Origin of the sequence: Lysinibacillus capsici (assembly GCF_020217405.1) — a bacterium.
GTDB classification, from domain to species: domain Bacteria; phylum Bacillota; class Bacilli; order Bacillales_A; family Planococcaceae; genus Lysinibacillus; species Lysinibacillus capsici.
In genome coordinates this window covers 4,283,026-4,309,421 of record NZ_CP084108.1, presented here as the reverse complement: position 1 = coordinate 4,309,421, position 26,396 = coordinate 4,283,026, and the positions used below count along the sequence as shown (strand labels likewise).

The following is a 26,396-nucleotide window of genomic DNA, read 5'->3' as shown; positions in this document are numbered from 1 at the left end:
TTGGCATGCTTTTTGTGATTAGAGGGAATAGTAAAATCTAGAACAAGAGTAAAAGGTGTACTCGGGAAATTGTATTAATTTTCAAGTAAAGTAAGGAATCTGAATTTTAGATATTTTAGAATAATTCTTTGTAGATGTAAAAATCTTTTAGGGATAAAGTGTGAGAAAACTTAGATATATCAAAGGATTTAATAATTTATCTAATAATCAATCAGAATTTATAGAAAAATGACAAATTTTCAACATTTTTTAAAACTCTTGCTAAAGTTTTTAAAACGCTTTAGTATGATGAAATAAAGTTTTTTTATCCTTATATTAGGGTAGTTGTGTTTTTGTAGAATAATTTTTATTGGGAGAGGGTATTGTATGTCTAGTAAAGATGAAGTTGTAAAATCTGTCCCTCAAAATGGCTTTGTTGGACACCCTAAAGGGCTCTTTACTTTGTTTTTCACAGAATTTTGGGAACGTTTCTCGTACTATGGTATGCGAGCAATTCTCATCTTCTTTATGTATTACGAATTACATGACGGTGGCTTAGGTCTAGACCGCGGAACAGCGAACTCTATTATGGCCATCTACGGCTCACTTGTTTATATGTCTGGTATTATAGGTGGCTGGATTGCCGACCGAGTTTTAGGAACACGAAAAACCATTTTTTATGGTGGCGTGTTAATAATGATTGGTCACTTACTGCTAGCATTGCCTGGTGGTGTAAGCATGTTATTTGCTTCCATGGCATTTATCGTTATGGGTACTGGTTTATTAAAACCAAACGTTTCAAGTATTGTTGGGGACATTTATGCTGAAACAGATAGCCGCCGTGATGCAGGGTTTTCTATTTTCTATATGGGTATTAATATGGGAGCATTTATTGCACCTTTTATTGTCGGAACAATTGGACAAAAATATAGCTTCCACCTTGGCTTTGGTTTAGCGGGTCTAGGTATGTTTATTGGTTTAATTGTTTATAAATTAACAGAGAAAAAATATTTAGGCTTAGCGGGCTTACAAGTAAACAACCCATTAAAGCCTGAAGAACGTAAAAAAGTCTTTACACAATTCGGAGTTGCAGCTTTACTTATTATCATCTTGGGTGCTATCGGTATTAAAACTGGTACTTTAACCATGAATGTATTTAGTTTAATCATCACAGCTCTAGGTGTATTAATTCCAACTGCATTCTTTATTTATATGTATCGCAGTAAAAAAACAACGAAGGATGAAAAGTCTCGTCTACTTGCTTATATTCCTTTATTTTTATCAGCTGTAATGTTCTGGGCTATTCAAGAACAAGGAGCAACCATTTTAGCGACTTATGCAGATGAGCGTACACAGCTAAGTTTTGGCGGTATTCAGCTTCAATCTTCTTGGTTCCAGTCATTGAACCCATTATTTGTTATTACGATGGCACCATTATTTGCGATGCTATGGCTTAAATGGGGAGACAAGCAGCCGACAACACCACGTAAGTTCTCCTATGCATTGTTCTTTGCGGGTCTGTCATTCTTAGTGATGATGGTTCCAGCACATCTGTCTGGTGGAGATACATTAGTGAGTCCTTTATGGTTAGTATTGTCATTCTTCTTAGTGGTTGTTGGTGAGTTATTATTATCACCAGTTGGTCTATCAGCCACAACGAAATTGGCACCACAGGCATTCGCAGCGCAAACGATGTCTTTATGGTTTTTAACAAGTGCAGCAGCACAAGCAATTAATGCGCAATTAGTTAAGGTCTATGAAGTTGTAAGCGAATTCACATACTTTGGTTTCTTAGGTACCTTATCTATTGTAGTCGGTATTATTATATTGGTGCTTTCTCCAATTATTTCCAAAGCGATGAAGGGTATTAATTAAATGAAAGATGCAAGTACAGTTATTAAAAAACTGTACTTGCATCTTTTTTTGCTATCTAAATAAAAGTCTATCTATGAAGCTGAGAGTGAAATATATTATCGTAAGTAGTTATTTTGTTGAATGTGGGTATAAGTTTCTATGTAGAAAATTATCATTTTCGTTATAATAATTTTAATAATAAGAAAATTTAAGGGGTTGGAATCTATGAAGGAAGAGTTAGATTATTTGAGGCCAAGATTAATGGAGATTTTTACGTATTTACATGCAAATCCAGAAATCAGCTGGCATGAAGTAGAAACCACCAATTATATCGTGGAGCTATTAAAGCAGGAAGGCTTTTCCCCTATACGATTTAAAAATTCGACAGGATTATATGTTGATGTAGGCACCGGTAACCCCAAAGTAGGACTAAGAACAGATATAGATGCCTTATGGCAAGAAGTAGATGGTCATTTCCGAGCGAATCATTCATGTGGACATGACGGTCATATGACGATGGCCATTGGTACACTATTACTTTTAAAAGAACTACAGCAATCTATTAATGGTACAATCCGCGTTATTTTCCAACCTGCTGAAGAAAAAGGAACTGGAGCGTTATCTGTATTAGAAGAAGGTGTTATTGATGACTTAGATTATTTATTTGGTGTCCATGTAAGACCTGTTCATGAGCTAGAGGACGGCACTTATTGTGCAGCCTTATATCATGGTGCCTCTCGTTTACTTGAAGGCGAAATTATCGGAGAGGATGCTCATGCTGCAAGGCCGCACCTTGGTATTAATGCCATTGAAGTAGGTGCAACAATCATCGAAGATTTGAGAACCATTCATACAGATCCTATGGTTCCTGTATCTGTAAAGATGACGAAATTCCATGCTGGGGGAGATTCGGGCAATATTATCCCAGGTAATGCCTCATTTACGATTGATATTCGTGCACAGCAAAACAAGGTGATGGACGATTTAGCACAAGGTGTAAAGCGTGTGATCGATTCCTCTAAATTGTTGCATAAAGTACAAATTGAATTACGTACGGTGGCCAATATCGTAGCTGCTGAAGTTGATACAAGTGCTCAATATTTAATGGAGCAGGCAATTATACAGGCCGCTGGATTATCAAATTTAAGAAAGCCTGTTCATACACCTGGAGGAGAGGATTTTCACCATTATGCTGTACAACGGCCGCATTTAAAAACGACCATGCTGGGCTTGGGTTGTGGATTAACACCAGGATTGCATCATCCGAAAATGAAATTTAAACAAGCAAGACTTGTCACGGGAGTGGAGATACTTACAAGAGCAGTTTTATTAGCTTTGGAATCAGGGCATAAAAAGGAGGCGTCAGCGTAATGTTAGAGCAAGTGCGAATTCACAAAGTAACAACACCGAAAGAAATTGCAGAGATCCAAAAATTAAACGCTGAAATATGGGGCAGTCAAGCAATCCCCTCTCATCAATTGCTAGCTGCTGTACAAAATGGGGGAATCGTATTAGGAGCGTATTTAGCTGAAAAGCTAATTGGCTTTAACTATTGCTTCGTTGGCTATCGGAATAGAGAAATGTACTTACATTCGCACATGATTGGTGTAGAAAAAGCATATCGTGAACAAGGTGTGGGTGAATTATTGAAGCATGCCCAACAAGAATATGCAAAAGAGCATGGTTTTCAACTTGTCCGCTGGTTAATTGACCCATTAGAGGCGCGTTTAGCGAATCTAGCATTTCTAAAATTAAACGCCACTAGTTATCAATATGAAAATGATTATTATGGTCCGCTTCGAGATGACTTTAATGAAGGACTACCTTCAGATAGATTGGTCGTTGAATGGTGGATCGAGCGTGATCCAATGGCAGATAGCCTTGATGAATTAGAAGAAGTAGCACAGGAAATTGTACCTTGGACATTAACAGTTGACGGATTACCTGTTCTAGATGTAGAAAATACATTTCAGTTAAAACAATGCTTTTATAAAGATGCCTATCTTTTACCGATCCCTCAATCTCTACAGAAAATGAAAGTGGAAAGTCCAAAACTTTCAGAGGACTGGCGTTATAAAATTCGCACTATCTTAACAACATTATTTAACCAAGATTATGCCATCGTACGCATGAAGAAACATCCAGTGTATGTTCATAGCTATCTGTTAGTCAGACGCTCCTTATTAGCTTTATAATAATGATAGGGAGTGAACAATGTGAGATTAGAAAAGATTACATTAAGGCATTTAAAAATGCCTATGAAAGCACCATTTACTACGAGTTTTGGCACAGTTGATGAAAAGGAAATGTTACTAATAGAAGCAAAAGATGAATCAGGGGCCACGGGATGGGGAGAAACTGTTGCTTTTGTAGCACCATGGTATACAGAAGAAACATTAAAGACAACATGGCATATGCTACAAGATTTTTTGATACCCATCTTGTTACATAAAGAGATTGGGCATCCAGATGAGGTAACCTCATTATTTGCACCTATTCGGCGAAACTGCATGGCGAAAGCTTCAATTGAGGGTGCAGTATGGGATATCTATGCTCAGCAAACAAAGCAATCACTTGCACAGGCGTTAGGTGGTCAAAAACAACGTATTGAAGTAGGAGTCAGTGTGGGTATTCAACCCTCTGTCGCTCAGTTAATAGCATTAATAAAAGGTCATATTGAAAAAGGCTACAAAAGGGTGAAGATTAAGATAAAGCCTGGAGAGGATGTAGAGGTAGTACAGGCAATTCGTGCGGAACTGCCAAATTTACCCTTGATGGTAGATGCAAACTCTGCTTATACATTAGAGGATATAGGAATACTACAGCAGCTTGATGACTTTAATTTATTAATGATTGAACAACCATTAGCTACTGATGATATTGTCGATCATGCAGCGTTACAGAAAAAGTTAAAAACGCCTATTTGCTTAGATGAAAGCATCACATCATATGAGGATGCCAGACGAGCAATTGAACTTGGAAGCTGTGGTGTCATCAACATCAAGATTGGACGAGTAGGTGGTTTAACGGAAGCGAAACGAATCCATGACTTATGTAAAGCAAACCATATTCCAGTTTGGTGTGGTGGTATGTTAGAGGCAGGGATTGGACGAGCACATAATGTTGCCTTAACATCTCTTAGTCAATTTATTTTACCTGGCGATACAGCCGGTTCTAGTCATTATTGGTACGAGGATATCATTGATCCTGAAGTAAAAGTCAAAGATGGCTATATTGAGGTACCCCAGTCAGTAGGTATTGGTTTTAAGCCTAATATGGCTGTGATTAATAAATTAACAATTAGCAAAGAAATCTATCAATAACGCAGTACTTAGTCGATCATTTAGTATACGGAAAACGAGGAGAGAACTGATTGAAAAAAAGCTTGCAAATCGGTGGTGCCTATGTGGGGATTATCGTTGGAGCAGGATTTGCATCAGGGCAGGAAATTGTCCTTTATTTTACAAGCTATGGCTTTAAAGGAATATATGGAGCATTGTTAGCTATGGTTGGTTTCTCAATTGTTGGAATGTGTGTTGCTCAAGTGAGCTCTAGGCTTCGCACATCGTCCCATAAGGATTTGATTTATCAAATTTCAGGGAATACTATGGGCTTTGTCTTGGATTTAGTTCTATCACTCTTTTTATTTGGTGTAGCTGTCATCATGTTTGCTGGGGCTGGTGCAACATTTCAACAAATGTTTGGACTGCCTATTTGGCTAGGGAGTATTTGTATGATCTTACTTACAGTAGCCACAGTCATGATGGATGTGAAGAGTATCATCAATATCATAGCACTTGCCACACCGTATCTACTAACAGTTGTGTCCATCATCGCTATCTATGCTATTGCCACGATGGATTTTACCTTTGCAGAGCAAGCAGTTATTGCTCAACGTGCTCAAATAAGTGAGAAAAGTTGGTGGGTAACGGCTTTATTGTACATGTCGTTCAATGTAGGGGTTAGCTTCTCTTTATTGACTGTTATGTGTGGATCCATACGCAATCATAAGGTAGCTGGAATGGGTGGTATAATTGGTGGGATTTTGTTAGGTGCTTTAATCCTGCTTGTAAATTTCTCCCTTTTAGCAAAGATGAATATCATTGTTGGACTAGACATTCCGATGCTAGCGTTAGCGAATGAAATTCATCCGATTGTTGGAGTATTAATGACTATTTCTCTTTTGGGAATGATTTATAATACGGCAGTAGGGATGCTATATTCCTTTATGGTAAGGTTTTTCAAGCCAAGCAGAGCAAGCTTTAGGGTTGCAGTCATATTTATAGGTGGTCTCGGTTTTCTAGCAAGCCTTGTAGGATTCACAACGCTAGTAGCTAAATTATACGCTGTTATGGGCTATGTAGGGTTAGTATTAATCATATTCATTATTTCTGCATGGTTAAGAGGCACAAAAAATATTATCTAATATAAAAATGGTAATTGAGGAATAGATTTTATTCTCAATTACCTTTTTATTTGGATAAAAATATTGTAGAAATAGTGAATTATTTCTGTTGATAGATTTATGGTAATGCTGATATTTCGTTAATTTGGCATATTTTTTCGTTAATCATTAATAAAACGAGAATAATTCTCATTTACTTGTTGACTGAGAATAAAATCATGCTTATAATGGAAATCGTGAGTAATGATAATCATTTTCACTAATAAGTGAGTTACACACAAAAATGAAATCTACCGGGGATTACTATGAAAATAAGATATCTTTTAACAGCAACTGTTGTGCTGTCTATTGTGTCGCTCTTTATCGGAGTAGTAGATATTAAGCCTAGCGACCTATTAGACTTCCAATCAGAAGAAGCTAGACTATTTTTAATTAGTCGTGTACCTAGACTTGTTGCAATCTTGCTGGCAGGTGCAGGTATGAGTATTGCTGGTTTAATTATGCAAAGCTTAAGTAGGAATAAATTCGTTTCACCCACAACAGCTGGTACATTAGATGCCACACGGTTAGGTGTATTGATTTCCATGATGTTCTTTACGAACGTTACGTATTTCCAAAAAATTTCCTTCGCTTTCATATTTGCTCTAGCCGGCACATTACTATTTATGCAAATATTAAACCGAATTAAGTTTAAAGATGCGATTTTTATACCGCTTATTGGCTTAATGTTTGGGAATATTTTGTCCTCTGTTACAACATTCTTTGCCTATAAGGCGAATATTATCCAAAACATTTCTGCATGGTTACAAGGAGATTTCTCATTAATCATGAAAGGCCGTTACGAACTGTTATACGTTAGTGTACCAATACTCATTTTAGCTTACATTTACGCAAATCGTTTTACAGTAGCCGGGATGGGAGAGGATTTTGCAAAAAATCTTGGTCTATCGTATAAATTTGTAGTCAATTTAGGCTTGGTGTTGGTAGCTCTTATCTCCACGACAGTGGTGTTAACAGTCGGTATCATTCCATTCCTTGGTTTGATTATTCCGAACATTATTTCCCTGTTTAAAGGTGATAATTTGGCAAAAACCTTGCCGCACACAGCATTACTTGGTATGTCATTCTTATTATTCTGTGATATTTTAGGACGAGTACTGATTTTCCCTTATGAAATACCAATAAGTATGACTGTTGGTGTAATTGGAAGTGCCATCTTCCTATTCATGTTGTTTAGGGGGAGAGCATATGCGTAATCGTACAAAAATGTTCATTTTACTAGGTCTCGCTGTTATAGCAGTTGTCCTATATTTATTTTGGGAACTCAATGGTAATTATCACTATGCTTTTCCACGCCGTGTCATAAAGGTTGTGGCAATGGCATTAACGGGTATAGCAATTGCCTATTCAACAGTAGTTTTCCAAACAATTACACATAATCGTATTTTAACACCAAGTGTCATGGGTTTAGATGCTTTGTATATGTTAATTCAAACATGCATCTACTTCTTCTTTGGCTCTACATCCATATTAGTTATTAATATCTACTATAATTTTACGCTTGCAATTGGGGCGATGATTTTATTCGCTTTAATTTTCTACCGAGTATTGTTTAAAGAAGGAAAGCGACCGATTTATTTTTTACTGCTTGTTGGAATGATTGTTGGTACGTTTTTAGGAAGTATCACTACGTTCTTCCAAGTATTAATAGATCCGAATGAATTTTTAGGCTTACAAAGTAAAATGTTTGCAAGTTTCAATAATGTTAATTCAGATTTAGTTTGGCTAGCAGGCGTTATCATTTTAATAACGTTTATCTACGGTGCTCGTCATATGAATCAATTAGACGTCATGTCTCTAGGACGAGACACAGCTATAAATTTAGGTGTACCTTACGATAAGCTTGTACAACGTATGTTAATTTTAGCTTCAATTTTGATTGCTGTTTCGACAGCGCTTGTTGGTCCGATCACGTTCTTTGGCTTAATCGTTGCAAATTTATCATATCAGTATTTTAGAACATACAAGCATTCCATCTTAATTACTGGCTCATGTGTAATGAGTGTTGTAGCTTTAGTCGGTGGACAGTGGATGGTTGAACGTTTATTTAGTTTCACTACTACACTTAGTGTCATTATTAACTTTGTGGGTGGGGTATACTTCATCTACTTATTATTAAGAGAAAGTAGGTCAGCAGGATGATACAAGTCAAAGAAATTACAAAGTTTTTTGGTAAAAAACCTGTCGTTCAAGATGTAAGTGTTGATATTGTTTCAGGAAAAATCACATCGTTTATTGGACCGAATGGTGCAGGGAAGTCCACGCTACTTTCTATGGTGAGTCGTTTACTGAATGCAGATACTGGCGAAGTACTACTCGATAAGGCAGATGTACGTAGCTGGAAATCGGATGATTTCGCTAAACGTGTATCGATTTTAAAGCAATCAAACTTTATGAATGTTCGTCTTACGATTCGCGAGCTTGTATCTTTTGGCCGTTTCCCTTACTCCAAAGGACACTTAAAACCTGATGACGAAGAAAAAGTGGACGAAGCTATTCGTTATATGAATTTAGAAGATATGCAACATAATTATTTAGATGAGCTTTCAGGTGGTCAGCGTCAGCGAGCATTTATCGCAATGGTTATTGCCCAAGATACTGAATATATCTTACTGGACGAACCGTTAAATAATTTAGATATGAAGCATTCTGTTCAGATTATGAAGATTTTACGTAAGTTGGTTGATGAGTTAGGCAAGACAGTGATTATCGTTTTACACGATATTAATTTCGCTTCTGTATACTCCGACCATATTGTTGCATTAAAAGATGGCCGTGTTGTTAAAAATGGTCCTACAAATGACATTATTAACTCACATGCATTGAAGGAAATTTATGATATGGATATTCCTGTTCAAGAGCAGGATGGCTGTAGAATTTGTGTTTATTTTAATTCGTAAAAATAGTTCCAGATGATGAACATCTAACTATCAAATCATTTAATTAAAGGAGAAATTTCACAATGAAAAAATGGAAATTACTTACGGTATTAATGGCAATGATGCTATTAGTATTAGCTGCTTGCGGTTCGAAAGATGAAGCAAAAGAAGATGATAAAGGTACTTCAACTGACAAACCAGCTGAGGAACAAAATGAAGGATCATCAGTATATCCACTAACAATTCCAGGTAGTACAGTTGAAGGTCGTGACGGTAGTACAACATTTGAAGAAGTAACACTAGATAAAATGCCAGAAAAAGTTGTCGTTTTTGATAATGGTTTCTTAGATACATTAGATGCTTTAGGCGTTAATCCTACAGCAGTGGTACAAGACTCATTACCTGCATATTTAAGCAAGTTTAAAGATAGCACTTATGTAAACGCTGGTACATTATTCGAGCCTGATTATGAAAAATTATCTGAAATTAACCCAGATATTATTTTCATCTCTGGTCGTGCTTCAGCAGCTTATGCTGAATTATCTAAAATTGCTCCTACAGTATACATTGGTGTAGATAATACTAACTTCTTAGAGTCATTCAAAGCTAATACAGAGTTAGCTGGTAAAATCTTTGGTAAAGAAAAAGAAGCAGCAGATGCAATTGCTGCATATGAAGCAAAAGTAGAAGAAGTAAAAGCTAAAGCTACTGCAACAGAAGAAAAAGCGTTAATCGTTTTAGGTAGTGAAGGTTCATTATCAGTATTCGGTCCTGGTTCACGTTTCGGTGTAATTCATGATGTATATGGTGTAAAAGCTGTAGCTGAAGCTAGTGGTTTCAAAATCGAATCACATGGTGATAATGCAAGCTTTGAATTCGTACGTGAGAAAAACCCAGATATCTTATTCGTCATTGACCGTGACGCTGTTGTAAATGAAAACGGTGAATCAGGTACAAAAGCTGCAATTGAAAACGAAATCGTAAGTGCAACAAACGCTGTGAAAAACGGTAAAGTATTCTACCTAGATCCAGAAATTTGGTACCTTTCAGGTGGCGGTTTACAGTCAGAAACACAAAAAGCTGAAGATGTATTAAAGGCGTTTAACTAATATGTTTGTACAAATTAAACGTATCGTTGTGACGGAAGGTAATTCGGATAAAGTGGTGGAACGTTTTGGTGCTAATCCAAACGGACCATCATTACTTGAACAACAACCTGGTTTCATTGATAAACAGGTACTTGTTAAGAAAGTTCGACGTGGTGATGAAGAAGTGCTAGTGATGGTTCGTTGGGAATCAGAAGAAGCATGGAAGAATTGGGAGAAGAGCCCTGAGCATATTGCTGGTCATAAGGCAAGCCTAGGTAAACCAAAGCCTGATCATATCATTGAAAGCGGTCAAGAAGTTTATTATGTAAAAGGTTAATCATCTAAAGGTGTCTCAAGGGATTGAGACACCTTTTTATTACACAAAAAGCAGGTCACAATCATTGTGACCTGCTTAGCTGATAGATGAGTTAATGTTTAATAGTTGGTTTTCGCCATTTACTAAATGTCGAATCCATATTAAAGGATATGGTGTTCTCATTAATGGATAAGCCTGAGATACTTGTATTACAAATTTCATCCAAACTATCTGAATGATTGTTATTATTAGATGCATTGGCCGCCATTGCTAGCCCTCTTGCATTAATAATTGTGTCATGTGGCGTTACATATACTATAGGGGAATCTATATTTAAACCAAAAGTGAAAGGATTGACTAATGACATAGTAGAAATACTTTCGTTTGATATTCTAATAATGCCATATTGCTCAATATAATAATCTCGTTTTTGTTGAAATGTATCCTCAAATCCAGGAATATCACTAATATATTTTGAATAGGTTGAAATATTTTTATACGCAGCCAGTGTATCTTGATAGGCTTTTACTTCAGATTGAATTATGATTTGTTCAATTCGTCGTTGATCATTACTAGGCTGTTTAATTGTAATTTCTTCAGCTGAGACAGAGATATTACATGAAAAAGTAGCCGTAAGTATGAAAACAGTTTCATTCATTTTAAGTCACTCCCAGTACAAAAAGATTTCATGTTCATCAATCTATCCTGACTTTATAAATATATTTTATTGCTAATCTAAGCGTAACATCTGTTAGAGCGCCATTTCAATGGTAAGTTTACGCCACTTTAATGGCGGTACTTGGTTCTCTACCGCCATTTTTTAGTAATAATTAGCAAAAATCTGGCGTGGTATGCATGAATAACGCCATTTTTTGGCGGTCTTTCTCTTTATAAAGGAATTAATGGTATTTAATGTATTATATAATTGTGTGACTAGTATTAATTCCCACTAATCTATATAATATCTATTAATACACTAGATAGGAGAGAGGACTATTGAAGGATTTAGATGTACTCATCTATGAATCATTAGACATCCTTATAGAAAATGAGCTATTACTTGGACCTGAGCTGAAATTAATGCTAAAAAGCTTTAAAGAAGAAAAAACAACAGTAGGTTTTTCCTTTGGTAAAATGTGTTTTTGGCATTATGAAGCATTTTCAAGTAGTATCAATCAAGATATCTACAAGGTAGCTGCTGCAATTGAACTTCTAATATTGTCTTTTGATATTATTGATGATCTGCAGGATAAAGATTCAGACTATAGTTGGAACAAAACACCTGAATTATCATTAAACGTTGCATTAGCTATGCTGATCATGGCGTCTAAAACAATAGATGAAACCTCTTTTGAACATAAAAGAGCAGCTATAAAGCTAGTTAATGAATACGCATTAAAAAGTATAAATGGACAGCAATTAGACTTACTAAATAGTTGTCGCGATGAAGACTCCTATGTAAAAATGATTACCTTGAAATCCGGATCATTAACAGCAATGGGTTGCTTGGTTGGCGAAGTACTTGCAAAAGGAGTAATATCTCAAGAAGTAGAGGAATATGGGAAATACATAGGGATCATCCAACAAATTAAGAATGATATTCAAAGCTTAAAGGTGTGGGGGCCAAAAAATGATCTACTAAATAAAAGGTACTCTCTGCCTATTATTTATCTTTTATCACAGAAAAATGATGTTTCAAAATCTGTTTCTAGCTATTATAATGATGATATAGTTACAGATTTGGATAATAATGCAACAGAAGACGCGTTGACAAATGGTGGGGCGATACGTTATGCCATTACTATAAAAAACGTCTATAAATTTAAAGCATTGAATTACCTTGAAAATGTAGCTATAAATCAAGTAGGTAGAGAATACCTACAAAAACTATTGAAATGAGGAGAGATAAGAATGATTAATGTAATCCAATATTTAGAGCAAAATCCAAGCCTAGTTGCACTATTAAAAGAACAAAAAGCCTCATTAGTTGGAGTTTCATCTGTAGAGCAAACAGCAATTTTAGAAGCGTTTAGCGGTGAAATGAATACAGAAAGTGATATTTGGAACTAAGAAAGTTGCGAAGTAAGTTGTTTTGGCCCGCTATAATTCTCTATTTAATTATTGGTTTTTATTTAAATTATGTGAATTATAGCGAGCCTTATATTCAGATTGGGGTAGAAGAGGAGAATGACAAATGGGTCATTTCTCAACTTTATTATAAAGACTGGGCAGAGGGTCAAAATATTTCTGTTGGTGATGCAATTTTAACTGTAGATCATGAACCCATCAATGAATTAAATCAACTGAGATATAAATCTAAAATTTTATCTGCTAATGAATTAACAATACTGAAGCCCGATGGAGATCTAATCAATATACATATTAAGCATTTGGATATCCCTCAACAATTCATTTATGTATTAATCATTCCAGCTTGTTATTATTTATTAACATTATTTGTTGCATTTTATTTACATTTCAAACAACGGAATACAAAATTAGCAGACTTACTAATTCTGTTTATGTTAACGGTTTCTTTGGCTTATGTAAGTAGTGGTGTCTCTGGTAGGATGGATACGATTGGCATTATCGTAAATCGAAGTAGTATGCTGTTATGTTTAGTTATACTATTACATTTTTTGAGAAATTATTATTCATTTGTGAAGACAAATTGGGTGTTTACAAATAATATCAAGCTCTTTTATATACTTCCTTTCATAGCTTTTGTCTTAGGATGTATGGGTACTATTTATCCTGCTTCAAATGATATTCTTTCCAATGTTATATTGGCTATTTTCTTTATTCTCCTAGTGATCATCCTTAGTATTTTATTAATAAGCTATTTTAAGTACAGCTCACCTCAGTTGAAAATTTTATTAAATAGTATATTAATACCGTTTCTACCATTTCTTTTTTTATATGCACTCCCTAAAATTTTTTTTCATACGTATATACTTTCATCTGAGATAAGCTCCTTATTTTTATTGCTTATACCCTTTAGCTTTATTTTTACGCAATTAGCAGAGAGATTATTTGATATTGAGTACCATATTACAAGACTACGTTATTATGTTATATTCTCTTTAATCTTTACTGTATGGTTTACAGTGGGGCTATATTTTATTGCCGGGCGTTATTTAACCATGACCGTTGTGTCAGGGGTATCTTTCTTTACATTTTCTTCATTAGTCATACTTTTCTACGTAAAGGAGAAGGTCGATTATCGCAAGCGGAAAATATTATTTTCCACAAAGGGTGACTATATTCATCAGCTATATACAGCCGTAGATAAAATTGGGAAAACAATTAAAATTGACGAACTTTTAGAAAAGTTTGCTTATGAGGTTTCCATGCATCTGGAGTTAGAGGATGTTTTTGTCTTAACATATAACTATGACAAAAATGAATATATACCAATAGCTGGTGAAAGTATTACGATAGATCCTGACATAATGGAAGAAATCCGATTAGGTGAAATACGCAAAATTGATAAAGTTTATATAGCATTCCTCCACCAGGATGCACATTTTAAAAGAGCGTTAGTGCTAGGGCATAATAATACGATTCATTTAAAAGATGAGGAGCTTTTATGGCTTGAACTGCTCTTATTATATGTAAACAATTTTATTGAGAATACCAAGATGGTGGAAGAGCTACTAGAGGAACTGAAGCATATGAAGCAAGCTGACGATGGTCAGTTACCGTGGCTGAATAAACTATTATGGCTAAGATTTGAAGAAGAAAAATACCAGTTAGCTCAAGAGTTACATGACACTAATTTACAGGAGCAACTTCATATAGCCCGCGAGGTGGATGTCCTAGTAAATGCAAAAAATACAACGGATATTCAAGATAAGCTTGCAAAAATTCATAAACAAATGGTTGCATCCTTACATGAATTACGTACTTATTGTGAAAACCTGAAACCGCCGTTACTAGATACATTAGGTTTAAATGCTGCATTAGAAAAATTGATTCGAAAAGTTCAAGAAAGAGCTAACTTCGTGCTTATTTACACCATTGATCGTCTTTATTTAGAGGATGAGCGTATGAATTTAATGATTTATCGTTTATTCCAAGAGCTACTTAATAATGCGTTAAAGCATTCCTATGCAGCATCAGTTGAAATTCATTTAAAAGAAATGAACGATGGTTTCGAAATCATTTATAAAGATGATGGTGTAGGCTGTAATGTAGAGGACATTATAGTAGCAGAATCTATGGGCATTCAAGGCATGCAGGAGCGCGTAAAAGCGTTTAACGGACAATTTACTATTGACTCGAATATCAATGAAGGGATGTTTATTAGAATCATGGTGAAAGAAGGGAGTGAAACACTTGATTACGATGCTCATAGTGGATGATCACCCTATAGTGTTAGAGGGAACTAAAAATTTATTTCAAGAGAATGAAGATATTATCATCGATACAGAAAGTGATGCAACTTGTGTTATTCAAAGGATAAAGAATAAACCGTACGATATCTATCTAATAGATATCAATATGCCATTAGAAAATGGAATTAACCTAGCCCGTAATATCAAGGCTATTCAGTCAAATGCTTCAGTTATTCTTTACACAGGTGATGATATTACGGATTATTATCCACTCATTTTAGAAAGAAAAATAGAAGGCATTTTAGCTAAAACAGCTTCGAAAGAGCAAATATTAAGAACAGTAAGGGCAATTGCAAACGGTGAAATTGTTTTACCTAAAAATTTCTTAGATTTTCTGGATGATAAATTTAAACTGCAAGGTGCTAAAGATATTCACTTAAATGAAAAGGAAAAGAAAATTTTAAGACTTATTGCAGAGGGGCACACAAATAAAGCTATCGCTATTGAATTAAATATTCCTCAACGTACAACGGAGAGATATTTAACTCAACTCTTTTCTTTGTTAAATGTAGATTCACGAACAGAAGCTGTAAATCTTGCTGAGAGAATGAATTTACTCTAAACTACTTCTATGTTATACTGTTGGTATATTTTTCAATTAATAGGGGGCATTATGGGAATTAAATATCCTATATATTTCCTTAGTAAAATAAAACCATATCCCTATACTAAAATGCCTATAAAATATGATAGACACCGCCAAAAAAGTGGCGGTGTTTTTTTATAACCGCCAAATCACGCCAGAAAATTGGCGTAAACCCGAAGTTGAAATAACGGTATAACTACTGGTACGCTTAAATTAACAGTGGTTAAGTAGATTTGCTTTAGTGAGTAATATATAAATCATTTTATTAAATAAGCAGGCTGACTATCTATGAATAAAGTAGCGTTAGTAGATTGTAGAATGTTACTAGCTAGTCAATATACTTCACCATAAAACTTTATAAAGGTAGGCGTGTATTGTGAAAGTAGAACTTGAAAATTTGTTTTCCATAGATGAAACTAGTCAAGATCAAGTTATTAACGTTTATAATCGTCATGGTATTGCTATTGGTGCGCCTGAAGTGAGAAAAAGAAACTTAAAAACAAAATTTAATCCTATTTTTACATTAAATGAAGATGTAACATACGAGCAGGTAACAGCTTTATATGAGTCCTTAGAGCGTGAATTTGGAATCGTTTCAATCGGAGAACGATTTTATTTTGAATTTTCAGATATAGAGTATGAAAGAGCACCATTATTTACTTTAAATTCAACTGGTAATTCACCAGAAATGTTCTTAGAAGATAAAGGGACACTGTTTTCTTTGAGTACACATTGTAAGTGCTGTGGGCTCATGGATAAAGAACAGCTATCACCAATCGTCATCGATACTACGCAGATGAAAGATCGTCATTTAGTGCATGTAAATGGTTATTGGGTAGCTTCTGAGGAACTAGTATCATTAATGAAAAGAGAAAAACTAGAAGGCTATGAGCTTTTAGAGGTGATCCATCAAGGCCCTGAAGAAGGCAAACAGCCAGCTTATCAAATTATTCCTATACAAATGCTCCCTGAGTGTAGTAAGGACAGAGTTAAATTATACTTTGCAACTGAGCAACCTCCGTGCAGTTGTGGTTTAAATGGTGTCATTAATGGTCCTGATATTTATCATCATGAAGATTTGGAAAACTTAAAAGGTGATGTTTTCTACTCAGCGGAGTGTAGTCATGACGGAAGATATCTATATAGAAAGACATTGTTTAGTAAAAGATTTAGAGAAACTATTATAAAATATGGTATTTCACGTGAGGTTAGAGGAGAAAAGGATGCAAACTTTGGTCCAAAAGATTGGCTTTTTGATCCAGTGCTAATTAAGTAGACAAATTTGGACTAATAAAAGAATAAGGGAGTGTTTAGGATGTTTAGAAGAATACTACCTATAGTAGCCATTTTATTCATTGTTGCATTGGCTGTTTCCAATTACTTTAACAAACCAGATGAAGAATCTATCACTATTTATCAAGAGGTCAATGATGTAAACCTTTCTTAAAATGTAGGCCTATATTTCATTCAGAAAAGATCTATTTGTGTTATGATGTGAAGAACATAGCATGAATGTTTTTTGAGGTGAAAAAATGAAAAAATGGGCATATCCATTAGCAGTTATAACGTTATTTGTTTTCATAGTATTAAGGGCCACTTATCAAAGTCAACTGATGAATACATTTGATGCAAAGATGGCAGAACTTTTTTTTGGTAATCGTTTTATTGAGATCTTTCATTATATAGGTGAGCCCAAATTTGTTGTTGCTGTTGCAGTAGTTTTAATGGTGTATTTAGCTTGGAAGGTAAAAAATTATCGAGGTATGCTATTTGTTGTCCTAACTTTTGCAGCAGGCAATGTTCTGAACCAATTACTGAAAAAATGGGAGCAGCGTCCACGACCTGAAATTGAGGATCAACTGACATCCTTTAGTTTTCCATCTGGACATTCGATGACAGGTATACTTTATTTATTTACACTTGCTTATATTTTAGCGGAGAATAGTAGTAAAGGACGTAAAATCCTTCTGTGGCTTGGGGCAACAATTTTAATGGTGCTTATTGGTTTATCACGTATTGCAGGAGCTCGACATTTTGCTACAGATGTACTTGCTGGTTGGAGCATCGGCTATACTTGGTTTATCATCTGTGTCATTTGGTACGAACGGCGTAAACGTTTATTTCAATCTAATCATAAATAAAAAGACAGGCAGTATCTATTTCACATGATAGATACTGCTTTTTACATTTTACCGAGACAGTGTAAAGAATGATATTTGCCTTATAAAAAAGAATTGCGTATAGGAAACTTCTACGTTAAGATGAGTACAATAAGAAAAAGAGCAAAGGAAGAAGGGCATGGACGGAAATGTTTTACTGGCATTAGGATTAACCCTGTTTGCTGGACTTGCAACAGGTGTAGGTAGTTTAATAGCATTTTTTACTTCAAGAACAAATACAAAATTTTTATCATTAGCATTGGGGTTTTCAGCAGGGGTAATGATTTATGTATCCCTTGTAGAAATATTTGTGAAAGCTAAAGATGCTTTAACCAATGCATTAGGTACAACCAATGGCTATTGGATGACAATCCTTGGATTTTTCGGTGGGATGTTGTTTATTGCCTTAATTGATAAATTCATTCCGAAGGCAACTAATCCTCATGAAGTAAAGCTGGTAGAGGATGTTAATGCCATCAAACCACAGGTTAATGAAGAACATTTGATGAAGATGGGCGTTTTTACAGCTCTGGCGATTGGCATTCATAATTTTCCTGAGGGGATCGCTACATTTATGTCAGCTATTAATGATCCGAATGTAGGGATTGCTATTGCCATTGCAGTTGCTATTCATAATATTCCAGAAGGTATTGCTGTATCTGTTCCAATTTTCTTTGCAACAGGTAATCGAAGGAAAGCCTTTAAATTATCCTTTTTATCAGGATTGGCAGAGCCTGTAGGTGCATTAGTAGCTTTTTTTCTCCTTATGCCCTTTTTAACAGATGTCATGTTTGGAATCGTTTTCGCTGGGGTCGCAGGGATAATGGTCTTTATTTCACTAGATGAATTGCTACCGGCTGCACAAAGATATGATGAAACACATTTGTCGATGTATGGTCTAGTAGGGGGGATGGCGGTCATGGCCATTAGCTTAGTATTATTAGCATAAATAAGTAGGAAAAGGGAGACATCTTTGTAAAAGTGGCTCCTTTTTCTTTTTTCTATTAGCGTGTAACAACAGCTTTTTTTGACTCTATTAGCTCTTGTACTATTTTTAGACAATCATGAAATGTGGTAAAAGGTCTATATGGAACATGAAGCTCTTCACAGCGTTGGATAAGATGATCTCTAGCTAAAACAATATCTGCTAGTTTAGCTGCCTCAAAATCTGATAGAGAATCACCAATTACAATTTTATAATGATCCTCCTTAGCAACCTTCCGCATCACGCTTGGTTTACAGCAACCGCATCCTTGTGTGCTGTATTTAGCGCACTCCTCATCGCAGCTATTTGGGTAGATCAATGCTATTTGTTTACCAGAGAAATCTGCTCTATTACAGTAAATGCCTGAAAAGGGAACAAATTTTTCAACTAAAGGCTCGATGAAAAAATCAACTCCGCCACTTACAATATAAAATGGAATATCGTTGTTTTGAGCATAGCGGACAAAATCACCAAATCCCTCACGTATGACTGCCGACTCCATTAGATATTGAATGACTTCACCTTTTTGATGAGTAGAAAGTAGATGAAACATTGCTGATAGCCCATCTTTAAATGAAATGGTTTGTTCCATCATCGCTTGAGCGATTTTCTCAGATTCTTCTGGTACAAATTCAGTCATAAGTGAAAAGATGTTATCTGTTTCTGTTATCGTGCCATCGAAATCACAAAATATAATGGGTTTCAAGATAATTCCTCCTTAGAAAAGCGCGTATAAAAGTCTAATTCTATACTTCTATAATATTAGTTTTATCCAAACTTGCTTTCAAGAAAAAACGTCTACTATTAAAGTAGACGTTTCACACATTCATTGACTTGTACACCATGTTCATCAGCATTTGTTAAAATAATTTGATGCTCTGGGAATTGCTTTTTCATTAATTCAACGAAGTCAGAGGCAATAGCAGAAGGAATAATAGAAATCATTGTTGGCCCAGCACCACTTAGAGCAGTACCATATGCACCGTTCGATTTTGCAGCCATACGAATTTCATCATAACCAGGAATTAGCTTTGCACGAAACGGTTCATGGAATAAATCTGCCTCCATATAACGTCCAGCACGTTCAAAATCTCGTACCATTAAAGAAGCGGCTAACATATTCGCATTTGCTGAGGCATGAACAGCATAGGAACGGTTAAATTGCTCTGGTAAAACAGAACGGGATTCGCTCGTTTTTAATTCAACATCTGGTACATATACCACAAAGGAGGCATCGATATCATTGATGTGGAATGTATCGACTACGCCATTGTCATCCATCGAAGAAATCGTTAATCCTCCTAAAACTGAAGCAGTTGCGTTATCTGGATGTCCTTCAATTTGTGAAGAGAGATTGAGTTTATCTTGAATTGTTAATTCCAGCTCGCAGACTTGGTTAGCAAGCTCAATACCTGCAACAATAACTGCTGCACTGCTACCAAGTCCACGTGCTAACGGAAGTTCACTAGCCATCTCCACACGACAGGCAGGTAGCTGTTGACCATATAGATCTGCAGTTTTTTTAGCAATGACGTATAGTAAGTGTTCTTCAAGCTCAAACTCTTTAGGACCATTATCATCAAGATGAATAATTTTCCATTGTTCTTGCAAGGTAACAGAAAGCTGTAAGTAAAGAGACAAGCCAAGTCCTATTGAATCAAAGCCTGGACCTAAGTTGGCTGTGCTTCCAGGAACTGAGATTTGCCACATTTTACTCATAGTACACCCTCAATATATGCACGAATTTCTTCTTCATCGTTTTTAAGGGATACGACCTCTACAGTGGATACATTCATGGCTGTATCAGGATCTTTTAGGCCATTCCCTGTAAAGATTGTTACAACTTTGGCGCCTTGAGGGATTTTTCCATTTGCAACAGATTTCATAACACCTGCTAAAGAAGCTGCAGAGCCAGGCTCAACAAAAATGCCTTCTGTACTTGCGATTAATTTGTAGGCTGCTACAATTTCTTCATCTGTAACAGAATCAATGATACCGCCAGATTCATCTCGAGCAGCTTCTGCCAATGTCCAGCTCGCAGGATTGCCAATACGAATGGCAGTTGCCACTGTCTCAGGATTAGCAATTGGCTCACCTTTAACGATTGCTGCAGCACCTTCAGCTTCAAAGCCATACATTTTTGGTAGACCACAATTTTTTGCGGCGTGATATTCTTTAAACCCTTTCCAATATGCAGTAATATTACCTGCGTTCCCAACTGGAATACACAAATAATCAGGGGCTGAACCTAAGGCATCTACGATTTCAAACGAAGCCGTTTTTTGACCTTCGATACGGTATGGGTTTACAGAGTTAACAAGTGCAACTGGTGTCGTTTCACTTACTTGGCGAACGATATTGAGTGCATCATCAAAGTTTCCGTCAATTTCAATGATCTTTGCCCCGTACATTGTTGCCTGTGCTAGCTTTCCAAGAGCAACTTTACCTTTTGGAATAACAACGATTGATTGGATGCCTGCACGAGTTGCATAGGCAGCCGCAGCAGCGGAAGTGTTTCCTGTAGAAGCGCAAATAACGCATTGACTTCCATCCTCGATAGCTTTTGCAACAGCAAATACCATTCCTCGGTCTTTAAATGAGCCAGTTGGATTTGCACCCTCAATTTTTCCGTAAAGCTCAATGCCTAGTTTCTTAGATAAATTCACTAAATGTATAAGAGGCGTATTGCCTTCGTTTAAAGTTAAAGCAGGTGTATTTTCAGTTACGGGTAAAAATTGTTTATATTCTTCAATAAGGCCTTTCCACATAACGTAACGATCTCCTTTTGTTCTTATAGAATGAACAGTTGTTTTTGTATAAAAGACATTTTAACGCAAATAGCACTATTATTTCAATACCATTTCATTAATTGTCGAAACAATTCGGTAATTTGAATAGTACTTGTCACTTTCTTGAAACAACTGTATAGTAATCTTATATTGTAAAGTCATGTGTAAAGACAGGTGGTTAGAATGACAATAAATACAGCAGTAACAAAGAAACCTCAGCAATCCATTTCCAGAAATAAGTTATTGGGTGTAGCGGGGGTTGGGTGGCTATTCGATGCAATGGACGTTGGTATATTATCCTTTGTCATTGCAGCATTGGCAGCTGAGTGGGGGCTATCACCAAGTCAATCGGGTTGGATTGGTAGTATAAATTCTATCGGGATGGCTGTAGGAGCTCTCTTTTTTGGTGTGTTTGCTGATAAAGTAGGTCGCAAGCAAATATTTATGTGGACACTTGTCCTTTTTTCTATTGCAAGTGGTTTATCCGCTTTTACAACAACATTAACTGCATTTTTAATTTTACGCTTTTTAGTAGGGATGGGCCTAGGAGGAGAATTGCCTGTAGCTTCAACACTCGTATCTGAAAGTGTGGCTGCCAAAGAAAGAGGGCGCGTGGTTGTATTACTTGAAAGCTTTTGGGCGGCAGGCTGGTTAATTGCAGCACTGATTTCGTATTTTGTGATTCCCACATGGGGATGGCGAGTAGCCCTTATACTAACAGCACTTCCAGCGTTTTATGCTATTTATCTTCGTTGGCATTTGCCAGATTCACCACAATTTACAGTGAAAGAAGAAGCAAAAAAACGGAGCATTGGTCAAAATATGAAAGAGGTTTGGTCAAAAAAGTATGCTCGTTCTACATTTATGCTGTGGCTATTATGGTTTACGGTTGTATTTTCGTATTATGGCATGTTTTTATGGTTGCCAAGTGTGATGGTAGGGAAGGGCTTTGACATGATTACAAGCTTTAAATATGTTTTGATCATGACTTTAGCTCAATTACCAGGTTACTTTACAGCTGCTTGGTTTATAGAAAAGTTTGGACGTAAATTTGTCCTTGTTTCCTATCTAATTGGTACTGCAGCGAGTGCTTATATTTTTGGAAATGCAGATACTTTAGCCGTATTGCTAACTTCAGGGATGTTTTTATCTTTCTTTAACTTGGGGGCTTGGGGAGCATTATATGCTTATACACCCGAGCAATATCCATCGGTTATTCGTGGAACAGGTGCTGGTATGGCAGCAGCGGTTGGACGAATTGGTGGTATTTTTGGGCCGTTGCTCGTTGGGTTTTTATTAACGGCAGGCTATGATATAGGTTTTATCTTTGCCATTTTCTGTGGAGCAATTATTATCGGTGTTGTAGGGGTCATCTTCCTTGGTAAGGAAACGAAGCAGCTTGAATTAGAATAATATGAAACAGAATGTCCTGGATCAGAGAATTGATCTAGGACATTTTTGTCTAATTTCGCTTAAAAAATACATAAAAATGAGCATTTATTAATTTTTATTCGATTTTACTGATTTATTTGTTAAAATGACAAATCAATATAAAATGGTTAAAGAGTAAATCAAATTGTTTTATTAGCAGGTTAATGCGATGAAGATTTTTCAGAAAAGTCATTGTATTCAAATTGTAATCGTGATACTGTATTTTTAATCGAATTTTGAGTCAGTAGGAAACAATCTCCCGTTCGTGATAAGGTCATTGAAAGAAAGGTTGTTAGGAATGAGTATTCATGAGAATATAAAGAAAAGGTTTGTAAGGCTGTCAAAGGGCCAGCGTAAAGTAGCACAATTTGTAATGGATAATCCCACAACAGTGATTGCTAATGGAGCTGCAGAGGTTGGCAGATTGGCTAATGTAAGTGAATCAACTGTGATTCGATTTTGTTATGCTATGGATTTGTCAGGGTATGTAGAACTGCAAGAGGAAATTAGAGGCTATATTATGTCTCAAGATGTAGGTGCAAATCTACAGCCTACATATACTAAGAAGCTGACTAATACTAGCTTTGGTAAGGTGATGCAACGAGATAGCCAAAATATTCAAGAAACAATTCATTTGATTAACGATCAGCAGATCCAAAAATGCTCAAAATGGATGCATGAAGCAGATAATATCTATATTCTAGGTACTCGTTACAATGCATCTGTTGCAAATTGGTTATCTAATACATTGAAAACCCTTCGTGCTAATATTAAGCAGCTTCGTTTAGACTCAGATGATTTAGTGAATCAAATAAACAATATGGGCGAACATACGACTTTAATTGTACTATCTTTTGATAAACAGATTGTGGATATTAAAACGATTGTTGAAATTGCAAAGGTAAAGAAAGTAAAAATTATTGCCATTACAGGTTCTGCATTTTCGCCTATTCGAGAATATGCCAGTGCATTATTTACCCTCGGCACTAAAAATCATTCTTCTCTAGACATTGCCCCAGTCTTGATTTCATTTTTGCATGCGTTGATAGAGGAAATGATAAACCAGGATAAAGACCACTATGAAAAATATCAGCAATTGTATGAGCAAGTAGAAAGTAATGTATTATTCTTAGATGCTGTTAGAGAAAAGCAGGTTTTTTAATGTAAATACGTATAGATAGTTTGTTGAAACACACTATCTATGCGTATTTTTTTGAAATTTTCTATATAAAAAGATGTCTAAATAGTATTTAGACATCTAGGAAAAGTGAATTATAGAATTTTACTTAAGCTATATTCATTAATAAAAGTATCATTTAATTTAATGGCATTTTTTCGAATGCCCTCCTGATGAAATCCTAGCTTTGTAAAGAGGTGTAAAGCTACATTGTTATGCTCCATAAGAGATAACTCTAAACGGGATATATCATGTTGTTTAGACCAACTTTCTACAGCTTTCATCAGTGCGGAGCCAATACCCTTTTGTTGATGCTCTGCTTTCACAGCTAAACGAATAGAGGCAACATGTCTAGCTTTTGATTGTTTATATCCATGAATAACTGCATAACCTGCAAAAATTCCGTTTAGTACACAAAGTAGTATAGTACGGTTTTTTAGTTGCTTCCAATAAGTTAAATTTTTACGAAGTTGTTGGACAGTGAGCTCTAGCTCATTTTGAACATTATACATGAAGTCAGTTTCTTGAAAAATCTCCTCTTGTAAATGAATAAATGATCTAGCATCAGATGCTTCAATCCCTCGAATTATGTATGCAGATGAATTCTCCTCACTATTAGAAGTGTTGTTTTCGGTAGACTTCATTTGCGTACGTGAGAAAGATACACTAGAACCTAGTTTAACATCAGTGACATAATAGCCTGCATTTGTCCATGATAAATAATGTGAGAGAGGGGGCTTAGTTTTTTTCCACCAGCTTTTATTTAAGTAGGCAGCGTTCGGTAATGCTTGTCCCATAATGTTTTCTAATTCACTAAAGGATAAAGTAATTTCTTGTTGTAAAGCTACATCAAAATAGTTAGCTAAAGGAATGTACTTTTTTTCTATCTTCTTCGTCATCGTAATCCCCATTTCCTGAATATCCAAAAATATAGACTACCTGATGATAGCATAAAATTATGATGACTTAAATATGAAAACCCAACTAAATATCTATATAAACTAATTATTTTATAAAAAAGAGGCATTTTTACTATTGATTGTTAAAAATAGGTTGGTAAAAATAGAGAATTTTCTAGAAGTAATTAGACCTATTAAAAGTATACATAGCAATTGAAACTAGTTATAATAAAGATATCTTATATGAAAAGTATGGATTTAGCGCACTGCCATTATATTTGCATATTAAATTTGAATAATACAGTAGGGGCCATGAGCACTGTTTGTTATACCGAAAGTGAGGGTCAGTGGCAATTACGCTGAGGCGAAATTGTTCCAAAGTTTCACTTTATCACTTCTCAGGCTATAAGGTATGATAAAATAAAATATAAATGTAAGTGCCATTTTAGGAGGAATTAATTCAATGAGTAAAGTATTAGTTTTTGGACATAAAAACCCAGATACAGACACAATCACGTCTGCAATTGTATATGCCTATTTAAAACAGCAAATTGGTGAAGAAGCTGAGGCGGTCCGTCTTGGAGATATTAATAATGAGACCCAATTTGCATTAGATAAATTTGGCTTTGAAGCGCCTCGTTTAATTTCTTCTGTTGCTGGTGAAGTGGACAAGGTAATCCTTGTTGACCACAATGAATTCCAGCAATCAGCTGACGGCATTGAGGAAGTACAAATTACAGAGGTTATCGACCATCACCGTATTGCAAACTTCCAAACAGCTGATCCATTATACTATCGTGCTGAGCCAGTAGGTTGTACAGCTACAATTTTAAACAAAATATTTAAGGAAAACGAAGTAGCGATACCAGCCAATATTGCCGGTTTAATGTTATCAGCAATTGTTTCTGATACACTACTTTTTAAATCACCAACTTGTACAGAACAAGATGTAAAAGCTGGTGAAGAGCTAGCAAAAATTGCTGGTGTGGAAATTGCAGAGTATGGCTTAGCAATGCTAAAAGCAGGTGCTGATTTATCTGATAAATCATTAGAAGATTTATTATCATTAGATGCAAAAGAGTTTCAATTTGGTGAGTACAAATCTGTTGTAGCTCAAGTTAATGCAGTTGATGTTAATGATGTGCTTAATCGTCAAGAGGAGTTAGAAATACTACTTAATAAAAATGTTGCAGAAAATGGCTTAGATCTATTCTTCTTCGTTGTGACTGACATTTTGAATAATGATTCTACAGCTGTTGCAATTGGGCAAGTAGCAGAAGCGGCTGCAAAAGGATTCGGTGCTGAACTTGTCAACAATCGTGTTGTATTACCAGGTGTTGTTTCTCGTAAGAAACAAATTGTACCAGTATTAACAGAAGCACTAAAATAAAG

The 26,396-nt window shown here is 35.6% G+C and carries 26 protein-coding genes; 21 read left to right on the top strand and 5 right to left on the bottom strand.

The features are described 5' to 3' along the window. Nucleotides 1-366: 366 nt before the first annotated feature. The 10 genes from LCP48_RS21310 to LCP48_RS21265 all read left to right on the top strand — a co-directional run bounded on the left by LCP48_RS21310 (nucleotide 367) and on the right by LCP48_RS21265 (nucleotide 10,602). Nucleotides 367-1,854: a peptide MFS transporter gene (locus LCP48_RS21310; RefSeq protein ID WP_004231940.1), complete on the top strand. Its 1,488-nt coding sequence runs from the start codon at nucleotides 367-369 to the stop codon at nucleotides 1,852-1,854. A 204-nt stretch (nucleotides 1,855-2,058) separates the two neighbouring features. After that, the gene (locus LCP48_RS21305; protein WP_004231941.1) at nucleotides 2,059-3,204 is read left to right on the top strand and encodes a M20 peptidase aminoacylase family protein; all 1,146 of its coding nucleotides are present in this window, start codon (nucleotides 2,059-2,061) and stop codon (nucleotides 3,202-3,204) included. Next, nucleotides 3,204-4,028 carry a GNAT family N-acetyltransferase gene (locus LCP48_RS21300; RefSeq protein WP_225340501.1) on the top strand — a complete coding sequence of 275 codons (825 nt, stop codon included), beginning with the start codon at nucleotides 3,204-3,206 and terminating at the stop codon, nucleotides 4,026-4,028. Before LCP48_RS21305 ends, LCP48_RS21300 begins: the two co-directional genes overlap by 1 nt. A 21-nt stretch (nucleotides 4,029-4,049) precedes the next feature. Further along, nucleotides 4,050-5,156, top strand: a complete 1,107-nt coding sequence (gene menC, locus LCP48_RS21295; protein ID WP_004231944.1) for an o-succinylbenzoate synthase — start codon at nucleotides 4,050-4,052, stop codon at nucleotides 5,154-5,156. A 50-nt stretch (nucleotides 5,157-5,206) separates the two neighbouring features. Further along, complete coding sequence (locus tag LCP48_RS21290; RefSeq protein ID WP_004231946.1) at nucleotides 5,207-6,259, top strand: YkvI family membrane protein; 1,053 nt, start codon at nucleotides 5,207-5,209, stop codon at nucleotides 6,257-6,259. Nucleotides 6,260-6,543: 284 nt separating this feature from the next. Further along, nucleotides 6,544-7,494: an ABC transporter permease gene (locus tag LCP48_RS21285; protein ID WP_004231947.1), complete on the top strand. Its 951-nt coding sequence runs from the start codon at nucleotides 6,544-6,546 to the stop codon at nucleotides 7,492-7,494. Beyond that, nucleotides 7,487-8,440, top strand: coding sequence for an iron chelate uptake ABC transporter family permease subunit (locus LCP48_RS21280; protein WP_004231949.1), 954 nt, complete (start codon nucleotides 7,487-7,489; stop codon nucleotides 8,438-8,440). The genes LCP48_RS21285 and LCP48_RS21280 overlap by 8 nt, the downstream gene beginning before the upstream one ends. Beyond that, nucleotides 8,437-9,198, top strand: coding sequence for an iron ABC transporter ATP-binding protein (locus tag LCP48_RS21275; RefSeq protein WP_004231950.1), 762 nt, complete (start codon nucleotides 8,437-8,439; stop codon nucleotides 9,196-9,198). Before LCP48_RS21280 ends, LCP48_RS21275 begins: the two co-directional genes overlap by 4 nt. Before the next feature lie 62 nt (nucleotides 9,199-9,260). Further along, nucleotides 9,261-10,286, top strand: a complete 1,026-nt coding sequence (locus LCP48_RS21270) for a siderophore ABC transporter substrate-binding protein (RefSeq protein ID WP_004231952.1) — start codon at nucleotides 9,261-9,263, stop codon at nucleotides 10,284-10,286. A gap of 1 nt (nucleotide 10,287) precedes the next feature. Beyond that, entirely contained in the window at nucleotides 10,288-10,602 is a 315-nt protein-coding gene (locus LCP48_RS21265; RefSeq protein WP_225340500.1) for an antibiotic biosynthesis monooxygenase family protein, read from the top strand. Between the two features lie 91 nt (nucleotides 10,603-10,693). Here LCP48_RS21265 and LCP48_RS21260 read toward each other — a convergent pair whose 3' ends face one another. After that, nucleotides 10,694-11,239 carry a hypothetical protein gene (locus LCP48_RS21260; protein ID WP_004231955.1) on the bottom strand — a complete coding sequence of 182 codons (546 nt, stop codon included), beginning with the start codon at nucleotides 11,237-11,239 and terminating at the stop codon, nucleotides 10,694-10,696. Between the two features lie 338 nt (nucleotides 11,240-11,577). Between LCP48_RS21260 and LCP48_RS21255 the strand changes: the two genes are divergently transcribed. The 8 genes from LCP48_RS21255 to zupT all read left to right on the top strand — a co-directional run bounded on the left by LCP48_RS21255 (nucleotide 11,578) and on the right by zupT (nucleotide 18,672). After that, nucleotides 11,578-12,480 (top strand): polyprenyl synthetase family protein, encoded by a 903-nt coding sequence (locus tag LCP48_RS21255; RefSeq protein WP_004231956.1) that lies wholly within the window; start codon nucleotides 11,578-11,580, stop codon nucleotides 12,478-12,480. A 12-nt stretch (nucleotides 12,481-12,492) separates the two neighbouring features. Next, nucleotides 12,493-12,651, top strand: coding sequence for a competence pheromone ComX (comX, locus tag LCP48_RS21250; protein ID WP_004231957.1), 159 nt, complete (start codon nucleotides 12,493-12,495; stop codon nucleotides 12,649-12,651). Between the two features lie 5 nt (nucleotides 12,652-12,656). After that, the gene (locus LCP48_RS21245; protein WP_225340499.1) at nucleotides 12,657-14,945 is read left to right on the top strand and encodes a sensor histidine kinase; all 2,289 of its coding nucleotides are present in this window, start codon (nucleotides 12,657-12,659) and stop codon (nucleotides 14,943-14,945) included. Continuing rightward, complete coding sequence (locus tag LCP48_RS21240; protein WP_225341057.1) at nucleotides 14,929-15,540, top strand: response regulator transcription factor; 612 nt, start codon at nucleotides 14,929-14,931, stop codon at nucleotides 15,538-15,540. The genes LCP48_RS21245 and LCP48_RS21240 overlap by 17 nt, the downstream gene beginning before the upstream one ends. 400 nt (nucleotides 15,541-15,940) lie before the next feature. Continuing rightward, nucleotides 15,941-16,840 (top strand): hypothetical protein, encoded by a 900-nt coding sequence (locus LCP48_RS21235; protein WP_004231960.1) that lies wholly within the window; start codon nucleotides 15,941-15,943, stop codon nucleotides 16,838-16,840. 39 nt (nucleotides 16,841-16,879) lie between these two features. Continuing rightward, nucleotides 16,880-17,011, top strand: a complete 132-nt coding sequence (locus LCP48_RS23400) for a hypothetical protein (protein ID WP_004231961.1) — start codon at nucleotides 16,880-16,882, stop codon at nucleotides 17,009-17,011. Between the two features lie 85 nt (nucleotides 17,012-17,096). Beyond that, the gene (locus tag LCP48_RS21230; protein WP_004231963.1) at nucleotides 17,097-17,705 is read left to right on the top strand and encodes a phosphatase PAP2 family protein; all 609 of its coding nucleotides are present in this window, start codon (nucleotides 17,097-17,099) and stop codon (nucleotides 17,703-17,705) included. A gap of 157 nt (nucleotides 17,706-17,862) precedes the next feature. Then, nucleotides 17,863-18,672, top strand: coding sequence for a zinc transporter ZupT (zupT, locus tag LCP48_RS21225; protein WP_004231965.1), 810 nt, complete (start codon nucleotides 17,863-17,865; stop codon nucleotides 18,670-18,672). Nucleotides 18,673-18,727: 55 nt separating this feature from the next. Here the strand turns inward: zupT and LCP48_RS21220 are convergent, their stop codons facing one another. The 3 genes from LCP48_RS21220 to thrC form a co-directional block, all read right to left on the bottom strand. Continuing rightward, nucleotides 18,728-19,414, bottom strand: coding sequence for a 2-hydroxy-3-keto-5-methylthiopentenyl-1-phosphate phosphatase (locus tag LCP48_RS21220; RefSeq protein ID WP_225340498.1), 687 nt, complete (start codon nucleotides 19,412-19,414; stop codon nucleotides 18,728-18,730). 98 nt (nucleotides 19,415-19,512) lie between these two features. Beyond that, nucleotides 19,513-20,427 (bottom strand): homoserine kinase, encoded by a 915-nt coding sequence (gene thrB / locus LCP48_RS21215; RefSeq protein ID WP_004231968.1) that lies wholly within the window; start codon nucleotides 20,425-20,427, stop codon nucleotides 19,513-19,515. Further along, entirely contained in the window at nucleotides 20,424-21,476 is a 1,053-nt protein-coding gene (thrC, locus tag LCP48_RS21210; RefSeq protein ID WP_004231969.1) for a threonine synthase, read from the bottom strand. Before thrC ends, thrB begins: the two co-directional genes overlap by 4 nt. Nucleotides 21,477-21,680: 204 nt before the next feature. Here thrC and LCP48_RS21205 point away from each other — a divergent pair, with 204 nt between their 5' ends. Both LCP48_RS21205 and LCP48_RS21200 read left to right on the top strand, forming a co-directional pair. Continuing rightward, nucleotides 21,681-22,910, top strand: a complete 1,230-nt coding sequence (locus LCP48_RS21205) for an MFS transporter (protein ID WP_004231970.1) — start codon at nucleotides 21,681-21,683, stop codon at nucleotides 22,908-22,910. Nucleotides 22,911-23,226: 316 nt separating this feature from the next. Further along, entirely contained in the window at nucleotides 23,227-24,090 is an 864-nt protein-coding gene (locus LCP48_RS21200) for a MurR/RpiR family transcriptional regulator (RefSeq protein WP_004231971.1), read from the top strand. A gap of 110 nt (nucleotides 24,091-24,200) precedes the next feature. Here LCP48_RS21200 and LCP48_RS21195 read toward each other — a convergent pair whose 3' ends face one another. Continuing rightward, nucleotides 24,201-25,031, bottom strand: a complete 831-nt coding sequence (locus tag LCP48_RS21195; RefSeq protein ID WP_004231972.1) for a GNAT family N-acetyltransferase — start codon at nucleotides 25,029-25,031, stop codon at nucleotides 24,201-24,203. A gap of 436 nt (nucleotides 25,032-25,467) precedes the next feature. Between LCP48_RS21195 and LCP48_RS21190 the strand changes: the two genes are divergently transcribed. Continuing rightward, the gene (locus LCP48_RS21190) at nucleotides 25,468-26,394 is read left to right on the top strand and encodes a manganese-dependent inorganic pyrophosphatase (RefSeq protein ID WP_004231973.1); all 927 of its coding nucleotides are present in this window, start codon (nucleotides 25,468-25,470) and stop codon (nucleotides 26,392-26,394) included. Nucleotides 26,395-26,396 lie beyond the last annotated feature (2 nt).

Bases quoted from the DNA above. Each gene is read 5' to 3' on its own strand.
- LCP48_RS21200 (WP_004231971.1), top strand. From the start codon at position 23,227: ATGAGTATTCATGAGAATATAAAGAAAAGGTTTGTAAGGCTGTCAAAG.
- LCP48_RS21305 (WP_004231941.1), top strand. From the start codon at position 2,059: ATGAAGGAAGAGTTAGATTATTTGAGGCCAAGATTAATGGAGATTTTT.
- thrC (WP_004231969.1), bottom strand. From the start codon at position 21,476: ATGTGGAAAGGCCTTATTGAAGAATATAAACAATTTTTACCCGTAACT.
- LCP48_RS21300 (WP_225340501.1), top strand. From the start codon at position 3,204: ATGTTAGAGCAAGTGCGAATTCACAAAGTAACAACACCGAAAGAAATT.
- LCP48_RS23400 (WP_004231961.1), top strand. From the start codon at position 16,880: ATGTTTAGAAGAATACTACCTATAGTAGCCATTTTATTCATTGTTGCA.
- comX (WP_004231957.1), top strand. From the start codon at position 12,493: ATGATTAATGTAATCCAATATTTAGAGCAAAATCCAAGCCTAGTTGCA.
- LCP48_RS21285 (WP_004231947.1), top strand. From the start codon at position 6,544: ATGAAAATAAGATATCTTTTAACAGCAACTGTTGTGCTGTCTATTGTG.
- LCP48_RS21280 (WP_004231949.1), top strand. From the start codon at position 7,487: ATGCGTAATCGTACAAAAATGTTCATTTTACTAGGTCTCGCTGTTATA.
- LCP48_RS21270 (WP_004231952.1), top strand. From the start codon at position 9,261: ATGAAAAAATGGAAATTACTTACGGTATTAATGGCAATGATGCTATTA.
- zupT (WP_004231965.1), top strand. From the start codon at position 17,863: ATGGACGGAAATGTTTTACTGGCATTAGGATTAACCCTGTTTGCTGGA.
- LCP48_RS21310 (WP_004231940.1), top strand. From the start codon at position 367: ATGTCTAGTAAAGATGAAGTTGTAAAATCTGTCCCTCAAAATGGCTTT.
- thrB (WP_004231968.1), bottom strand. From the start codon at position 20,427: ATGAGTAAAATGTGGCAAATCTCAGTTCCTGGAAGCACAGCCAACTTA.
- LCP48_RS21275 (WP_004231950.1), top strand. From the start codon at position 8,437: ATGATACAAGTCAAAGAAATTACAAAGTTTTTTGGTAAAAAACCTGTC.
- LCP48_RS21260 (WP_004231955.1), bottom strand. From the start codon at position 11,239: ATGAATGAAACTGTTTTCATACTTACGGCTACTTTTTCATGTAATATC.
- LCP48_RS21265 (WP_225340500.1), top strand. From the start codon at position 10,288: ATGTTTGTACAAATTAAACGTATCGTTGTGACGGAAGGTAATTCGGAT.
- LCP48_RS21230 (WP_004231963.1), top strand. From the start codon at position 17,097: ATGAAAAAATGGGCATATCCATTAGCAGTTATAACGTTATTTGTTTTC.
- LCP48_RS21240 (WP_225341057.1), top strand. From the start codon at position 14,929: ATGCTCATAGTGGATGATCACCCTATAGTGTTAGAGGGAACTAAAAAT.
- LCP48_RS21190 (WP_004231973.1), top strand. From the start codon at position 25,468: ATGAGTAAAGTATTAGTTTTTGGACATAAAAACCCAGATACAGACACA.
- LCP48_RS21205 (WP_004231970.1), top strand. From the start codon at position 21,681: ATGACAATAAATACAGCAGTAACAAAGAAACCTCAGCAATCCATTTCC.